Annotated in this window: 11 protein-coding genes; 5 read left to right on the top strand and 6 right to left on the bottom strand. The window is 65.3% G+C overall.

The features are described from left to right. The 6 genes from JL37_RS06060 to JL37_RS06035 form a co-directional block, all read right to left on the bottom strand. A partial coding sequence (locus JL37_RS06060) for a retention module-containing protein (RefSeq protein ID WP_156124234.1) occupies positions 1–3510 on the bottom strand: 3510 nt, incomplete at its 3' end. 84 nt (positions 3511–3594) lie between these two features. Next, on the bottom strand, positions 3595–4251 hold the full coding sequence (locus JL37_RS06055; RefSeq protein WP_043542670.1) for a response regulator transcription factor: 657 nt from the start codon (positions 4249–4251) through the stop codon (positions 3595–3597). Between the two features lie 18 nt (positions 4252–4269). After that, positions 4270–5691, bottom strand: a complete 1422-nt coding sequence (locus JL37_RS06050; protein ID WP_043542668.1) for an HlyD family type I secretion periplasmic adaptor subunit — start codon at positions 5689–5691, stop codon at positions 4270–4272. Positions 5692–5698: 7 nt separating this feature from the next. After that, complete coding sequence (locus JL37_RS06045; protein ID WP_043542667.1) at positions 5699–7864, bottom strand: type I secretion system permease/ATPase; 2166 nt, start codon at positions 7862–7864, stop codon at positions 5699–5701. After that, positions 7848–8060, bottom strand: a complete 213-nt coding sequence (locus JL37_RS06040; protein WP_043542665.1) for a hypothetical protein — start codon at positions 8058–8060, stop codon at positions 7848–7850. The genes JL37_RS06045 and JL37_RS06040 overlap by 17 nt, the downstream gene beginning before the upstream one ends. A gap of 25 nt (positions 8061–8085) precedes the next feature. Further along, positions 8086–9579, bottom strand: coding sequence for a TolC family outer membrane protein (locus tag JL37_RS06035; protein WP_043542664.1), 1494 nt, complete (start codon positions 9577–9579; stop codon positions 8086–8088). A 542-nt stretch (positions 9580–10121) separates the two neighbouring features. On the opposite strand from JL37_RS06035, the gene leuC reads away from it, so the two are divergent. The 5 genes from leuC to JL37_RS06010 all read left to right on the top strand — a co-directional run. After that, the gene (gene leuC, locus JL37_RS06030) at positions 10122–11525 is read left to right on the top strand and encodes a 3-isopropylmalate dehydratase large subunit (protein WP_043542663.1); all 1404 of its coding nucleotides are present in this window, start codon (positions 10122–10124) and stop codon (positions 11523–11525) included. 23 nt (positions 11526–11548) lie between these two features. Then, on the top strand, positions 11549–12199 hold the full coding sequence (gene leuD, locus JL37_RS06025) for a 3-isopropylmalate dehydratase small subunit (protein WP_042792891.1): 651 nt from the start codon (positions 11549–11551) through the stop codon (positions 12197–12199). Positions 12200–12233: 34 nt separating this feature from the next. Further along, on the top strand, positions 12234–13310 hold the full coding sequence (gene leuB / locus JL37_RS06020) for a 3-isopropylmalate dehydrogenase (RefSeq protein WP_043542662.1): 1077 nt from the start codon (positions 12234–12236) through the stop codon (positions 13308–13310). Positions 13311–13523: 213 nt separating this feature from the next. After that, positions 13524–14654, top strand: a complete 1131-nt coding sequence (gene asd, locus JL37_RS06015; RefSeq protein ID WP_043542661.1) for an aspartate-semialdehyde dehydrogenase — start codon at positions 13524–13526, stop codon at positions 14652–14654. A 259-nt stretch (positions 14655–14913) separates the two neighbouring features. Further along, positions 14914–16012, top strand: a 1099-nt coding sequence (locus JL37_RS06010) for a FimV family protein (protein ID WP_043542660.1), incomplete at its 3' end; no start/stop codon positions are given.

Raw genomic sequence — 16012 nt, 5'->3', positions numbered from 1 at the left:
GTGCGCGCCGGTGACGTTGCCGTCGCTGTCTTCCGGGGTGATGACGGGCGGTGCATCGGTCTGGCCGGTCACGGTCACGGTCAGCGTGGCGGTGGTCTTGGCGCCGTCCGCGTCGGTGACCGTATACGTGATCGAGGTGGTGGCGGACTGGTTGTCGTTCAGATACTGGAAGTCGCTGCCCGGGTTGAACGAGTAGGACCCATCGGCGTTCAGGGTGAACGTGCCGCCGTGCGAACCGGCTATCGGCTTGCCGACGTCCGCGTCGTTGCCGTTGACCTGCGAAACCTTGATGGTGTCGCCGTCGGGGTCGCTATCGTTGCTCAGCACGCCGTTCTGGGCGTCGACCGTAAGGGAGGTTTCCTCGTCCGTGGCGCCATTGTCGTCGACGGCCTTCGGCGCGGGGTTCTTGACGTCCCATTCGAAGGTCTGGCTGACCTTGGCGCCCGACGAGTCGGTGGCGGTGACGACGACCTCGTAGACGCCGTTGTGGCCGCCCTGGGAGGCCGAAGAGTCGATCTTGCCGGAGATGAGGCCGGTGACGGGATCGAGCGTCAGTCCCGGCGGCAGGCCGGTGGCGCTGTAGGTCAGGGTATCGCCCGCGTCGACGTCCTGGAACTGCTTGGCGATGTCGACGGAGGTAATGACGTCGCTGTCATTGCTGCTCAGATCGTTGAGGATGACGTCCGGCGTGAGGATCGGGCCGTCGTTGCTGCCGGTGATCGTAATGACCAGCGTGGCCGTGTCCGTTGCGCCTTGGGCGTCGGACACCGTGTACGTGATGGAGGTGGTCGCGGTCTGGCCGGCGGCCAGGTACTGGAAGGCCGAGCCCGGGTTGAAGGTGTAGGTGCCGTCGGCGTTCAACGTGAAAGTGCCGCCGTTGGAGCCGGTCACGGCCGTGCCTACGCCGGCTGCGTTGCCATTGACGTGCGAGACGGAGATAGCGTCGCCGTCCGGATCGGTGTCGTTGCCCAGCACGCCTTCGGTGCGGTGGTCGACGATCAGGATGTTGTCTTCGCCCGTGTTGCCGGTGTCGTTGGCGGCGACCGGTTCGGGGTTGCCCACCTTCCACAGGAAGGTCTGCGAGACGGAGGCGCCGGACTTGTCGGTGGCCGTCACGGTGATCAGGTATTCGCCCTTCACGCCCGTATTGGTATGGTCGGACGCCCAGTTGGCGAACTGGCCGGAGAAGGTGCCCGTGGCCGGGTCGAACGACAGGCCGCCCGGCACGTGGTCGACGGAATAGGTGAGGACGTCGCCGTTGTCTACGTCGCTGAAGAACGTGGACAGGTTGTAGTCGACGACGTCGCCATCCATGTTGTTCTGGTTGTCCAGCGCGATGGCCGTGGGCGTATCGTTGGTGCCGGTGATCTCGACCGTCAGCGTGGTCGTGCTGGTGCCGCCTTCGCCGTCGGAGACGGTGTAGGTGACCGAACTGGTGGTCTTCTCGCCCACCGCCAGGCTCTGGTAGTCCGAGCCCGGGTTAAAGGTGTAGGAGCCGTCGGCGTTCAGCGTGAACGTGCCGCCGTTGGAGCCGGCGATGGCATTGCCCACGTTGGCCGCGTTGCCGTTGACCTGCGAGACCGACAGCGTGTCGCCGTCCGGATCGGTGTCATTGGCCAGCACGCCGTTCTGGGCGCTGACGTTGAGCGAGGTGTCTTCGTCGGTCGCGCCGTTGTCGGCGACGGCGGTCGGCACCGGATTCTTGACGTCCCAGGAGAAGTCCTGCGTAACGGTGGCGCCGCCCTTGTCGGTGGCGGTGATGGTAACGGTGTAGACGCCGTCGGCGCCGCCTTGCGAGGCGGAGCGGTCCAGCGTGCCCGAAATGATGCCGGTGGCCGGGTCGATGGTCAGGCCCGGCGGCAGGCCGTTGGCCGAGTACGTCAGTACGTCGCCGTCGTCCACGTCGCTGAACTGGCCGGAAATGTCGATCGGGGCGATGGTCTGGCCGTCGTTGCTGTTCTGGTTGTCCAGCGTCACATCCGGGGTCAGGATGGGCGTGTCGTTGGTGCCGGTGATTTCAACGGTCAGGGTAGCCGTGCTGGTGCCGCCTTCGCCGTCGGAGACGACGTAGGTGATGGAGGTGGTCGCCGTCTGGCCGGCGGCCAGGTTCTGGAAGGTCGAACCCGGATTGAAGGTGTAGGAACCGTCGGCGTTCAAGGTGAAGGTGCCACCGTTGGAGCCGGTCACTGCCGAACCCACGCCGGCCGGATTGCCGTTGACCTGCGAGACGGAGAGCGTGTCGCCGTCCGGATCGTTGTCGTTGGACAGCACGCCGTTCTGGGCGTCGACGGTCAGGGCGGTGTTTTCGTCGGTGGTGCCGGCGTCGTCGGCGGCGGTGGGGGCCGGGTTGGTCACGTCCCAGTCGAAGTTCTGGGAGGTGGTCGCGCCGGAGGGGTCCGTGGCCGTGACGGTGACGGTGTAGACGCCGTTGTTTCCGCCTTGCGAGGCCGAGTGGTCGATGGTGCCGGTAATGAGGCCCGTGTTCGGGTCGATGCTCAGGCCGGGCGGCAGGCCGGTGGCGGTATAGGTGAGCTTGTCGCTGGTGTCCGGATCCGAGAAGTGGCCGGAGACGTCGTAGCTCACGCCCGCTTCGGCGTCGATGCCGCTCATGTCCGAGATGGAGCTCGACACTGGGCCGTCATTGGTGCCGGTAACCGTCACGACCGCGGTCGCGGTCGAGGTGGCGCCGCCGGGATCCGTGATCGTGTACGAAATGGTGGTCGTCGCCGTTTCGCCTTCGGCCAGGTGGGTGTAGTTGCCGCCCGGGTTGAAGACGTAGCTGCCGTCCGGCTGGACGGTGAAGGTGCCGCCGTTGCTGCCGTTGACGGTCACGCCGGCCGGCGTCATGGGACGGCCGTTGATCGAGGTGATGGCAAGCGGATCGCCGTCGGGGTCCGAGTCATTGAGCAGCAGGTTGCCGCGCACCAGGCTGTTCTGGTCGCCGCGTCCCGCGTCGTCGAGCGCATTGGGCGCATTGTTGACGGGCGTGGTCGGCGTGGGCGAGGCGGCTTCATCGTCGTCGCCGGCGCCAGTGGCGGACATGCGCGGCAGGACTTCGTTGCCGCGGGCCGGGTTGGGGTAGGCCAGGTCCAGCGGAGTGGTGGTTTCAAGAATGCGGGCAAGGCGCACGAAGCTGCTGCCGCCGGCATCGCCGCCGCCGGCCACGATGGCCGCGGTGGGGTCCAATTCATCGAACGGATCGCGGCCGTCGCGCAGGGCGGCCAGGAGGCGGTCGGAATCCGTGCCGCTGGGAGGAGCGACCGCGGCTTCGGACGGGTCGGCCAGGGGGCCGCCGATGTCGCCGTTCATCGCCACTTCGCGGCCTTCGCCGATGACGATCGGCATGCCGTCGCCCACCTGAAGGGAAACCGTGGCGCCCGAGGCGGTGACGACGTCGCTGCCGGCGGGGACTTTGCTGCCCTGGTGCAGTTCGGTCAGGGAACCGTCGCTATTGCGTATCCACGCGCGACCCGTGATTTCGTTGACGACTGCAGGTGAGGTGTTGGCCATGTTGGTTCCGTTTCAGGGAGTTATCCAAGATGGCCAGATACTAGATTGCGCCGCCGGCGCGGGATATTGTCCTCAAGGACAGTATCAGGAGGTAATTTTGATCCGGCTGTCGGCGGGTGCGGAAATGCCATGGACGAGCAGCGCGAGCTGCAGGCGGTCCGCGACGCCCAGTTTCTCGAAAACGGCCGACAGATGAGCCTTTACCGTCCGTTCCGTAATGCCCAGCGCTTCCGCGATCGGCGCGTTGGCCTGGCCGTTGGCGGCATAGCGCGCCACCGTGATTTCCCGTTCGGTCAGAAGGCCGCCGTCCCAGGAGTGCGTGTCCTGGGTGCGTTCGGCAACCAGCTTGAGCAGCCTGGATACCAAAGACCTGCCCATCCAGATGCCGCCGGAGGCCACGACTTCCAGGGCCTGCGACAGCGACGCGGCAGGCGCGTAGCCGTGGCAGTAGCCATGGGCGCCGGCGCCCAGCACCCGGGTGCCTTCCTCGTCGTTCGGACTGGGGCTGGCGACGACCACGCGCATGTCCGCCAGGGTGGGAGCCCAGATGGGATCCTGCCAGGAGGGCAAGCGGGGGAGGCCGGTGTCTAGCACCGCCAGCGCGCGGCCCTGCTCGCGCCACCGCTGCAGGTCGGCGAGGCCGCGGCCGCGGGCTGCCAGCCAGCGCGCCGGGTCCAGGGCGCGCCAATGCTGCCACAACAGGTCGTCGTGCGTAATCAACAGGACAGGAACGGGTTTCATAAAGCCTTACAGCCCTCCTTAACGTTCGGTGAAGGCGTTCGCCTTGGCGCGCAATATGGGCTTGAGCAGGTACTGGAGTACCGTGCGCTTGCCTGTCAGGATATGAACCTCCGCCACCATCCCGGGGATGATGGGCAACAGTTTGTCGCCTACCGTGCTGCGGTCCGTGCGAACGCGGACCACGTAGTAGGAATTGCCTTTTTCATCGGTCACGGTGTCCGCGCCGATCTGTTCCACCTTGCCTTCCAGGCCACCGTAGATGGCGAAGTCGTAGGCGGTGAATTTCACTTCCGCCTTCTGGTCGGCGTGCAGGAAACCGATGTCGCGCGGCTGGACGCGCACCTCGAGCAGCAGGGTGTCGTCCTTGGGCACGATCTCGATGATGTCCTTGCCCGGCTGCACGACGCCGCCCACGGTGTTGTTGAACAGCGTCTTGATGGTGCCGCGCACCGGGGCGCGGACTTCGGCCAGCTTGACGCGGTCGGCCAGCGCGAGCTTGCCTTCGCGCAGCGTCGACAGCTTGGTATTGGTCTCGGACAGTTCGCTGCGGGCCTGGTTGCGGATGTTCAGCTCGGTTTCCTGGATCTTGCTTTCGGCTTCTTTGATGGAAGCCTGGAAACGGTCGATCTGCGCCTCCGCGCCCTTCTGCTCGCCGCAATAGCGAGCCACGTCGCGCTGCAGGCGCAGCAGGTCTACCTCGGAGACCGCGCCGCTCTTGAGCAGCGGGCGAGTCACCTGGAGCTCGCGCGAAGTCAGCCCGCAACTGGTCGCGGCCTGATCGCGCTTGGCGATCGTTTCGCGCAGGTCTTCCTGGCGCTGCTTGAGCTGTTCGCGGGCGACGTTGACGGTGGCGTTTAGTTCCGTGGTGCGCGCCTGCCAGGCGTTGCGCTCCATTTCCACCACGCCCGGCATCTGAGCCAGGGCTTCTTCGGGCGCCACGAAGGGGTCGCCCGTGGCCAGGGCCTTCAGGCGCGCCGCCTTGGCGAGCAGTGACAGGTATTCGGCGTTGTTCTCGCCCAGCGAAGATGCGAAGCGGGTGGAATCGATCCTCAGCAGGACCTCGCCGGCCTCGACTTCCTGGCCGGGCCGGACCAGGATCTCGTCGACGATGCCCCCGTCCAGGCTCTGGATGATCTGGACCTGGCGCGACGGCACGACCTTGCCTTCGCCCCGGACGACCTCGTCGATGCTGCCGGTGCCCGCCCAGACGAGCAGTCCGCCGGTGGCCAGCAGGCTTACCCACAGCAGGATGCGCGAGCCGCGGGCGTGGGATTCATGGATGACCCATTCGGCGTTGCCGACATAATCGGAGCGGTGCTGCGGCTTGCCCTTTTCGGCGCCGTCCAGCAGACGGTCGAAGAAGAACACGAACACGCCGCGTAGCTTGCGCCACAGGAATCCAAACAGGCCGGGCCTGGTTTCGGCTGGGTTGTTCAGCATGGTTACCTCAGCCTCCGCGTCCGACGCGTCCCTGACGCAGGGCTTCGACGACTTGTTCCTTCGGGCCGTCGGCCACGATGTGGCCGTTGTCGATCACGATCAGCCGGTCGACCAGGTCCAGCAGCGCGGTGCGGTGGGTGACCAGCAGGATCGTCTTGGTCTCGCTGGCTTCGCCCAGGCGCTTGCGCAACTGGGCTTCGCTCTGGTGGTCCATGTTGCTGCTGGGCTCGTCCAGCAGCAGGATGGGCGGGTCGTTGATCAAGGCCCGGGCCACCGCCACCGACTGGCGCTGCCCGCCGGACAGGGATTCGCCGCGCTCGCCGATCACCATGTCGAACCCGTTGGGGTGCAGGTTGGCGAAATCGGAAACGCCCGCCAGGTTGGCCGCCGCCAGGATGCTGGCGTCGTCGGCGTAGGGCGCGCCCATGGCCAGGTTGTGCTTGAGGCTGCCGTAGAAGAGCAGCGGATCCTGGGGCACGTGGCCGATGGCCCGGCGCACGTCGGCAGGATCGATCTGGCGCACGTCGACGCCGTCCAGCAGGACCGCGCCTTCGGTGGGCTGGTACAGCGCCAGCGCCAGTTTTTCCAGGGTGGTCTTGCCGGAGCCGATGCGGCCGATGACGCCGACCTTTTCGCCTGGCTTGAGCTTGAACGACACCTTCTTCAGCGCGGGCTGCGCGGCCCCCGGATAGGTGAAGGTCACGTCGCGGAACTCCAGCCCGCCGTGAAAGACCGGGCGGTGCAGGAATTCGGCTTCTGGCGGGCGCTCGACCGGCAGCTTCATGTAGTTGTCGATCGAACCCAGCGAGGTGCGGGCGTTCTGGTACTGCAGCAACAGCCCCGCCACTTGCCCCAGCGGCGCCAGGCAGCGGCCTGCGATCATCGAGGCGGCGATGATGCCGCCCATGGAAATGGCCGACTCCTGCGCCTGGTACACGCCTATGATCACCACCGAAATCGAGACCATCTGCTGGACGGCCTGCACGAAGCCGACCGTGGACGACGAGATCAGCTTGAGCTTGCCGCCGGTCTGGGCGATGTATTCCGTGGCGCGTTCCCAGTTGCGTTGGATGGAGCCCTGGGCGTTGAGCGTCTTCACGGCCTCCAGGCCGGTCAGCGCTTCCACCAGCGTCGCGTTGCGCTGGGACGAAGCCTGGAAGGTGGCCATCGTCAGGGATTCCATGCGCGCCTGCGCCGCCAGCGACACCAGCAGGATCAGCACGATGGCGACCAGCGGCGGCAGGATCATCCAGGGAGAGATCCAGGCCAGCGCAAGCAGGAACAGCAGGATGAAGGGCAGGTCGACCAGCGTGGTGATCGTGGCCGAGGCGATGAAATCGCGGATGGATTCGAAAGAGCGGAGGTTGGCGGCGAAGGATCCTACCGATACCGGCCGGCCTTCCAGCCGCAGGTCCAGCACCCGTTCCATGATCTGCGCGGACAGGCGCACGTCGACCCGCTTGCTGGCGCTGTCCACCACGTGCGACCGGGCCGTGCCCAGGATCATGTTGAAGATCACGACTAGCGTGATGCCGATGGCCAGCACCCAGAGCGTTTCGATGGCATTGTTGGGCACGACGCGGTCATAGACGTTCATCGTGAACAAAGGCATCGCCATCGCGAAGACGTTGATCAGCAGGGCGGCGATCAGCGCGTCGCGGTACAGCCGGCGGTTCTCCATGATCGCGGCCCAGAACCAGTGGCGCTGGCGCACCTTGGCGACCTCGGGCGCGCGCGCGTCGAAGCGGAACTGCGGGCGCACGAAACACACCAGGCCGGTGTATTGCGCCGCCAGTTCCTCGGAGCTCATTTCGATCGAGCTACCGCCCAGCTCGGGGTGGCTGACGACGTAAGCGCCGCCGTCTTTCTTGAGCAGCAGGCAGGCGCGTTCGCCATGGAGCAGCAGGATGGCGGGCAGCAAATCCTGCGAGATGCTGTCCAGCGTGCGCTTGACTACACGGGCGGACAACTGCGCGCGCGCGGCCGCGCGAGGCAGCAGGGCAGGGGTCAGCCGATGTTCTTCCAGCGGCAGGCCGGAAGACAGCGCCTGGGCCGTGGCCGTCACGCCATGCAGCCGGGTGATTTCGACCAGGCAATCGAGCAGCGGATCGTCGTGCGCGGCGCGGGCGTCCGCGCGCCACTCCCGGGCGGCCAATTCAGATAACTTGTCCATCTTCGTCATCCAGCAGGTCCAGGTGTTCCGAGAGCCGCGCGCGTTGCTGCTTGCGCTGTGTGAGTTTCTGTTGTGCCTGTATCGGCAGGTCTGTCATGCGCAAGGTGCCATTGGCGATCAGTGCGTCGATCAGGTCTTCCAGGACGCGGACGAAGTCCGCGTCCAACTGCGAGAAGTCTTTGCCCTGTTTCGGCATGGGGTCTCCTTGCGCTCGAGAGCGCTCAGGGCTTGGCGCTGGGCGCGTTCATCGGGATGAAGGTGGGCGGAAGCGTGCCTTCGTTGTATTGCACGCGCACGGGAGCCAGGCGGGCAGTGTCGGGAACCGTCGAATTGCAGAGCTTGATCACATCGTCGGAAACCACCAGCTTGCCGTTTTCCTCGGGCATTTCATTGCGCGCCGGCTGCAGGGCCAGGGCGGGCAGCAGCTGGTGCGACAGCGCCAGCCAGCGGTATTGCGCGAGCTGGAGGTCATAGAGGGCGTTGGTCAGGGCGCGGCGCGATTCGAACAGCTCGTTTTCGGTGTCGAGCAGGTCCAGCAGCGTGCGCTGGCCGATCTGGAATTGCTGGCGATAGGCTTCGCGCACCTTCGTGGTGGCCACTTCGTGGTCGCGCAGGAAGGGCAGCTTCTGGTTCAGGCTGACGACGTTGTTCCACGCCACGGCCAGGTCCTGCTGCACGTTGCGGCAGGTGTAGTCGCGGATATCGCGCGCCGCATAGGACTGCGCGGCGGTCTGGCGCACGCGGGCCGAGTCGGCGCCGCCGCGGTACAGGTTGTAGCTCATCACGAGCTGGACGCTGGAACTCTGGATGTCGCGGCTTTGCGGCGTCGGATCGTTCTGGTCGCGGCCCGTGGCGGCCACGAACTCGAACTTCGGCGAGAACGCGCCCTTGGACGAGGCCACGCCGGCTTCGGCCGCCTGCAGGCCAGCCTGCTTGGACAGGAAGCTGGGGTTGCGGCGCAGCGACTCGTTGAAATCCGCCGGCTTGGCCGGCAGCTTGCCGCTGATGTCGGGCGGCGGCTGCATCGATTGGGGGGGCAGGGCGCCGGTCACGCGCTGGAAGCGCTGTTGCACGTCCAGCAGGTTGGCGGTCTCGGTCATCAGGTTGGTCTGCGCCAGGGCCAGGCGTCCGCCAGCCTGTTCCAGGTCGACCCGGCGGCCCACGCCCGATTCGGCGCGTTCGTTGATCTGCTTGAGCGTTTCCTCGTGCAGCGAATAGTTCTGGCGGGCCAGCAACTCCATGTCGCGGTAGCGCTGCAGGTCGACGTAGGCCTGCACGGCGGCGAGCGCGGTGTTGTCGCTGGTGGCCAGCAGGTCATAGAACTTCGCCAGCTTGTCGAAGCCCGCTTGCTTGACATCGTTGCTCGTGCGGAATCCGTCGAAAATCAACTGCCGCAACTCGACGCTGTAGCCCGGGCGGCTCCAGTCCTGCGAACCCACGCCAGGCACATTGCGACGGTACTCGCGACCCACGTAGCCCTGCGCGTTGATCTGCGGAAAGAAGGCTCCGCGGGCAACGTTCTGGCCCTCAAGCGACGCTTGGAAGTCGTGATACTTGGCTTGGATTTCCGGATTGCCGAGCAGCGTCTGTTCGACGATCTGGTTCATCGTGACCGCGGGCTGCGCAGCAGCGGGCGCGGAAGACTGTGCAAATGCCGCAGGAACGAATGCCAGGGCAAGGACCGAAGTCGTGCTTTTGAGCAGAAACGAAGCCATAGTGATTATTCGCGAGTCGAGTTGAGGATGAATGGCCGCATATTGTGTGGAAATGTCAGTTTTGACGAGTCAATATTTGTTAATTCTTGATGAGATTTCCACGGCCGATTTCGTAGTTTCGTCGCGCATCATCCCCTAATTTTGTTGAATCCGCATCAACTTCGCTCTGTATGTCTTGAATGTGCTGATTTAATGCGTCTTTGATGCTATTTATTTCGTTTTATTTCGTAAATGGCAAAGCGCAAGCGTTGCGTGATTTTATCGTTTTGATAATTTTGTATCTATTTTTCGGGCTGAATTTGTATCCGCGAATTTATATCCATGCATGCCAGCTATGCCCCGCCAGGCCGGGCTGGGTCGGGACTGCCCGGCAGCTTGATTTTTCAGCCAGCATGGTAGTAGTAGTACTGGTATATGTGGTGCGCTTGTACTAGGTTCAGACCCTGTGCATAATCCCTTCATGCCGCAGTGGCCGGCGCGGGAGCGATTTGCTTTCAACCGCGCGAGGCACGAGCCGGATTGTCTATTTGCAGAGCGCATCCATGGCCCAAACCCTTTACGACAAACTCTGGGACGCCCACGTCGTCCACCAGGAATCAGACGGCACCTGTCTGCTCTATATCGATCGCCACCTGGTGCATGAAGTCACCAGTCCGCAGGCGTTCGAAGGCCTGGCGATCGCCGGCCGCAAGCCCTGGCGCACCGGCGCCAACCTGGCGGTGGCGGATCACAACGTGCCCACGCTGAACCGCGCCCAGGGTATCGACGACCCGGTCTCCCGCCTGCAAGTGGATACGCTGGATTCCAACTGCGAGAAATACGGCATCACCGAGTTCCGCATGAATGACCTGCGCCAGGGCATCGTGCACGTGATCGGCCCGGAGCAGGGCGCGACCCTCCCCGGCATGACGGTGGTTTGCGGCGATTCGCATACCAGCACGCACGGCGCCCTGGGCGCGCTGGCCTTCGGCATCGGCACGTCCGAAGTCGAGCACGTGCTTGCCACCCAGACGCTGCTCATGAAGAAAGCCAAGAGCATGCTGATCAAGGTCGAAGGCGAACTGCCCTTCGGCTGTACGGCCAAGGACGTGGTCCTGCACATCATCGGCATCATCGGCACGGCTGGCGGCACCGGCCACGCCATCGAGTTCGCCGGCAGCACCATCCGCGCGCTGTCCGTGGAAGGCCGCATGACGGTCTGCAACATGGCCATCGAGGCCGGCGCCCGCTCCGGCATGGTCGCGGTGGACGACAAGACCATCGAATACTTCCGCGGTCGTCCCTTCTCGCCCACGGGCGTGCTCTGGGACCAGGCCGTCGGCTACTGGCGCACGCTGCACACGGACGAGGGCGCCAAGTTCGACTCCGTAGTGGAAGTCAACGCCCGCGATATCAAGCCGCAGGTCACCTGGGGCACGTCCCCCGAAATGGTGCTGCCGGTGGATTCCCGCGTGCCGGATCCCGATCGCGAGAAAGACGACGTTCGCCGCAGTGGCATGGAACGCGCCCTGCAATACATGGGCCTGAAGCCCAACACGCCGCTGACCGACATCCGCGTCGACCGGGTATTCATCGGCTCGTGCACCAACTCGCGCATCGAAGACCTGCGCGCCGCGGCTGCCGTGGCGCGCGGCAAGCACGTGGCGTCCAACGTGCGCCAGGCGATGGTGGTTCCGGGCTCGGGCCTCGTCAAGCAGCAGGCCGAGCGCGAAGGGCTGGACAAGATCTTCATCGATGCCGGCTTCGAATGGCGCGAGCCGGGCTGTTCGATGTGCCTGGCCATGAACGCCGACCGGCTCGAACCCGGCGAACGTTGCGCTTCCACCTCGAACCGCAACTTCGAAGGCCGCCAGGGGCAGGGCGGGCGCACCCATCTGGTGAGCCCGGCCATGGCCGCCGCCGCCGCGGTCGCCGGCCATTTCGTCGACGTCCGCACGTTCCGTTAAGCGTCAAGCACCGAGTAGACATCATGCAAGCATTTACCACTCACGAAGGCCTGGTGGCCCCGCTCGACCGCGAAAACGTCGACACGGACCTCATCATCCCGAAGCAGTTCCTGAAATCCATCAAGCGCACCGGCTTCGGCCCGAACCTTTTCGACGAGTTGCGCTACCTGGACCACGGCGAGCCGGGCATGGACAACAGCAAGCGTCCGCTGAACCCGGACTTCGTCCTGAACCAGCCCCGCTACCAGGGCGCTTCGGTGCTGCTGGCGCGCAAGAACTTCGGTTGCGGCTCCAGCCGCGAGCACGCGCCCTGGGCGCTGACGCAGTTCGGCTTCCGCGCCATCATCGCGCCGTCCTATGCGGACATCTTCTTCAACAACAGCTTCAAGAACGGCTTGCTGCCCATCGTGCTGTCCGAGCTGGAAGTGGCGCGCCTGTTCGACGAAGTGAAGGCCTTCCCGGGCTACAAGCTGCGCGTCGACCTCGATCGGCAGGTCGTGGTGGCGGCGGACGGCCGCGAAATGGGTTTCGACATCGAACCGTTCCGCAAGTACTGCCTGCTCAACGGGTTCGACGATATCGGCCTGACCCTGCGCCAATCCGACAAGATCCGCGCGTTCGAGGCCGAGCGCCTGGCCCGCCATCCGTGGCTGGAAAGCCGCCCCATCGCCTGACGTCTTCATTTTTTGATCACAGGATCGTTTTCGTATGACTCACAACATTGCAGTCTTGCCGGGTGACGGCATCGGCCCGGAAATCGTCGAACAGGCCGTGCGCGTCCTTAAGGCGCTGGACGTCTCCTTCGACATCAAGGAAGCGCCCGTGGGCGGCGCGGCGTTCGATGCCTTCGAGCATCCGTTGCCTCCGGCAACGCTGAAGCTCGCCCAGGAATCGCATGCCGTGCTGTTCGGCGCCGTGGGCGACTGGAAATACGACAGCCTGCCGCGCGAATTCCGTCCGGAACAGGCCATCCTGGGCCTGCGCAAGGCGCTGGGCCTGTTCGCCAACCTGCGTCCGGCCATTCTTTATCCCGAGCTGGCCAGCGCCTCGTCGCTGAAGCCCGAGATCGTGTCCGGCCTGGACATCCTGATCATCCGCGAACTGACCGGCGACATCTATTTCGGCACGCCGCGCGGCGTGCGTTCGTCGCCGGACGGCGCGTTCGCGGGCGAGCGCGAAGGCTATGACACCATGCGCTACGCCGAATCCGAAGTGCGCCGCATCGCGCGCATCGGCTTTGAATCGGCCCGCAAGCGCAACAAGAAGCTGTGCAGCGTGGACAAGGCCAATGTGCTGGAAACCTCGCAATTCTGGCGCGACATCGTCATCGAAATCGCGCGCGAGTATCCCGACGTGGAACTGTCGCACATGTACGTGGACAATGCCGCCATGCAGCTGGTGCGCAATCCGCGGCAGTTCGACGTCATCGTGACGGGCAACCTCTTCGGCGACATCCTGTCGGACGAAGCGGCCATGCTGACCGGCTCGATCGGCATGCTGCCGTCGGCGTCGCTGAACGCCGGCGGGCAGGGCCTGTACGAGCCCAGCCACGGCTCCGCGCCCGACATCGCCGGAAAGGGCGTCGCCAACCCCCTGGCCACGATCCTGTCCGCCGCCATGCTGCTGCGCTATTCGCTGAACCTGGCGCCCCAGGCCGACCGCATCGAGGCCGCCGTGCGCCGCGTGCTGGCCGAGGGCCTGCGCACCGCCGATATCTTCGAGCCGGGCACGACCAAGGTCGGCACGGCTGAAATGGGCGACGCGGTCCTGAAGGCCCTGGCCTGATCCCGGCGGCACACGACGGGCCGGCGGACGCCAAGGCGCCCGCCGGCCCTTGTTTTTCCTGTTGTCCCGGCGCCGCGCAAGCCTGCCGCGCCCATTGTGGCCCCTATTTTTTCTAGCTGCGCCGCAACATCTCCCCGTGCATTCTGATAAATTGTTGAATTGCACGGCTTTTCTTCCCACGGACCTTGTCTCCACCTTTAAAGAGCGATTGAAATGAATCAAGCAGTAGGCCTTGTCGGCTGGCGCGGTATGGTCGGCTCGGTGCTCATGCAACGCATGCGCGACGAGAACGACTTCGCACTGATCGAACCGGTTTTCTTCTCCACCAGCAACGCTGGCGGCGCCGCGCCCACTTGGGCCGACGGCGCGGGCCCGCTGCAGGACGCCTACGATATTGATGCTCTGAAAAAACTGCCGATCATCGTGACGGCGCAAGGTGGCGACTACACCTCCGAGATCTACCCGAAGTTGCGCGGTGCGGGCTGGAACGGCATCTGGATCGACGCGGCGAGCACGCTGCGCATGGCCGACGACGCCATCATCGTGCTGGATCCGGTCAACCGTCCGGTCATCGACGCGGCGCTCAAGCGCGGCGTGCGCAATTTCGTCGGCGGCAACTGCACGGTCAGCTGCATGCTGATGGGCCTGGCCGGCCTATTCAACAACGATCTGGTCGAATGGATGACGACCATGACGTACCAGGCGGCTTCGGGCGGCGGCGCGCAGCACATGCGCGAACTGCTGACCCAGTTCGGCGAGATCAATCAGTCGGTCAAGCCCCTGCTGGACGATCCCGCGTCGGCCATTCTTGAAATCGACCGCGGCGTGCTGGCCAAGCAAAAGGATCCGGCGCTGCCCCACGAGCATTTCGGCGTGCCGCTGGGCGGCAACCTGATTCCCTGGATCGACAAGGACCTGGGCGACGGCATGTCCAAGGAAGAATGGAAGGGCGAGGTCGAGACCAACAAGATCCTCGGCCGCGGCGCCGCCTTCGGCACGCCGGCCACGCCGATCGACGGCCTGTGCGTGCGTATCGGCGCCATGCGCTGCCACAGCCAGGCGCTGACCATCAAGCTCAAGCGCGACCTGCCGCTGGACGAGATCGAGGCGCTGATCGCTCAGGGCACGCAATGGGCCAAGGTGGTGCCGAACACCAAGGAAGCCACCGTTGCCGCGCTGACTCCGGTCGCCGTGACGGGCACGCTCGACATTCCGGTGGGCCGTCTGCGCAAGCTGTCGATGGGTTCGCAGTACCTGGGCGCTTTCACCGTGGGCGACCAGTTGCTGTGGGGTGCCGCGGAGCCGCTGCGCCGCATGCTGCGCATCGCGCTGGCCGAGGCCTGATGCGCTTGCGGGCGGCGCCTGGCGCCGTCCGGCCATGTGGGCAAGCCACGCAAGGGCACCTTCGGGTGCCCTTGCCGTTTGCAAGAGGCTTGCGGCATGTGTGGCGGATGTGCATGCCAGCGAACGCTGGCGCGCCTTTCAGGTTTGTGAAATGCGCTTGATCCATTACACTTTTCGGGTGAATTGATGCCCATTCCCGTCTGTTCGGCGCGAATGAGCGCCAGCCCGTAATTCGACTACAAGAACGGAATTCCAGCTTATGACCCAGCGTTCGCGCCAAGTGAAGCATGCCCGCCGTTTGAAAGCCCTGCAGTGGGCGATTGCGTTGGCGATTGGCTCAAGCGTGTGCGGTTCGGCGATGGCCATGCGCGTGGGGCATTCGCGGGTGGTTTCCGTGCCGGGCGCGCCATTGCAGGCGGTGGTTGGATTGCAGGAACTGACCCCCGACGAAGTGTCGTCGCTGAAGGTGTCGGTCGCCGACGAGGCCGCATGGCAGCGCGCAGGCCTGAAGCCGCCGGTGCCGTTGGCCAGCATGGTGGTGCGTATCGAGGACGGGATGGACGCCACGCGCAAGAACTTGCGCGTGCGGGCCACGCAGCCTCCCGCCAGCGGGGCAGTGGACCTGCTGCTGGACATCAGTTCCAGCGCCGGGCAGCGGCAGGTGCAGGTCAGCATCCTGGTGCCGCTGCGCGGCACCAGCGCCGAGGTGGCGCCGGCCTCGGTCGGCACGCCCCGATCGGCCGGCGGCCGGACGGTCAACGTCAAGACCGGAGACAATCTCTTCGGAATCGCCCAACGCAATGCCGTGCCCAACGCTTCCGTCTACCAGATGCTGGTGGCGCTGTGGCGCGCGAACCCCGAGGCGTTCATCCAGAACAATATGAATCTGGTGCGCGCGGGAAAGAAACTGTCGATCCCGGACGCGGCCACCGTGCGCGCGGTGGATCCGGCCGAGGCGCGCAGAATCTTCAACGAACACGCCGAGGCTTTCGCCAAGTACCGCTCGCGCATAGGCGCTGCGTCCGCTGCGAATCCTTCCGTCATCCAGGGGCAGAGTGGGGCGTCGGGCAGCGTTGCCGGTCCCGCCGATAACGGCGTCGCCACGGCAACGCCTCCGCAGGATCGCGTGCGCCTTTCCTCGGGCCTGGCGACCGATAGCGCCACCGCCCAGGCCGAAGCGCAGGCCGATGCCCAGACCTCCAACCAGCGCGCCATGGCGGATGTCCAAGGGCGCGTGGATCAGTTGCAAAGCAACGTCGACGATTTGAACAAGGCAGTCGAACGAATGGGCACGCCGGGCACGTCGGGCGCAGCAGGCACGCCGGGCGCAGCAGGCACGCCGGGCGCAGCAGGCACGC

This window comes from Achromobacter sp. RTa, assembly GCF_000757485.1.
GTDB lineage: Bacteria > Pseudomonadota > Gammaproteobacteria > Burkholderiales > Burkholderiaceae_B > Achromobacter.
This window is presented reverse-complemented; position numbering and strand designations above follow the sequence as displayed.

Excerpts from the sequence above, each read along its gene's own strand:
- JL37_RS06045 (WP_043542667.1), bottom strand. The coding sequence starts at position 7,864 with ATGGACAAGTTATCTGAATTGGCCGCCCGGGAGTGGCGCGCGGACGCC.
- JL37_RS06055 (WP_043542670.1), bottom strand. The coding sequence starts at position 4,251 with ATGAAACCCGTTCCTGTCCTGTTGATTACGCACGACGACCTGTTGTGG.
- leuD (WP_042792891.1), top strand. The coding sequence starts at position 11,549 with ATGCAAGCATTTACCACTCACGAAGGCCTGGTGGCCCCGCTCGACCGC.
- JL37_RS06050 (WP_043542668.1), bottom strand. The coding sequence starts at position 5,691 with ATGCTGAACAACCCAGCCGAAACCAGGCCCGGCCTGTTTGGATTCCTG.
- JL37_RS06035 (WP_043542664.1), bottom strand. The coding sequence starts at position 9,579 with ATGGCTTCGTTTCTGCTCAAAAGCACGACTTCGGTCCTTGCCCTGGCA.
- JL37_RS06040 (WP_043542665.1), bottom strand. The coding sequence starts at position 8,060 with ATGCCGAAACAGGGCAAAGACTTCTCGCAGTTGGACGCGGACTTCGTC.
- leuB (WP_043542662.1), top strand. The coding sequence starts at position 12,234 with ATGACTCACAACATTGCAGTCTTGCCGGGTGACGGCATCGGCCCGGAA.
- asd (WP_043542661.1), top strand. The coding sequence starts at position 13,524 with ATGAATCAAGCAGTAGGCCTTGTCGGCTGGCGCGGTATGGTCGGCTCG.
- leuC (WP_043542663.1), top strand. The coding sequence starts at position 10,122 with ATGGCCCAAACCCTTTACGACAAACTCTGGGACGCCCACGTCGTCCAC.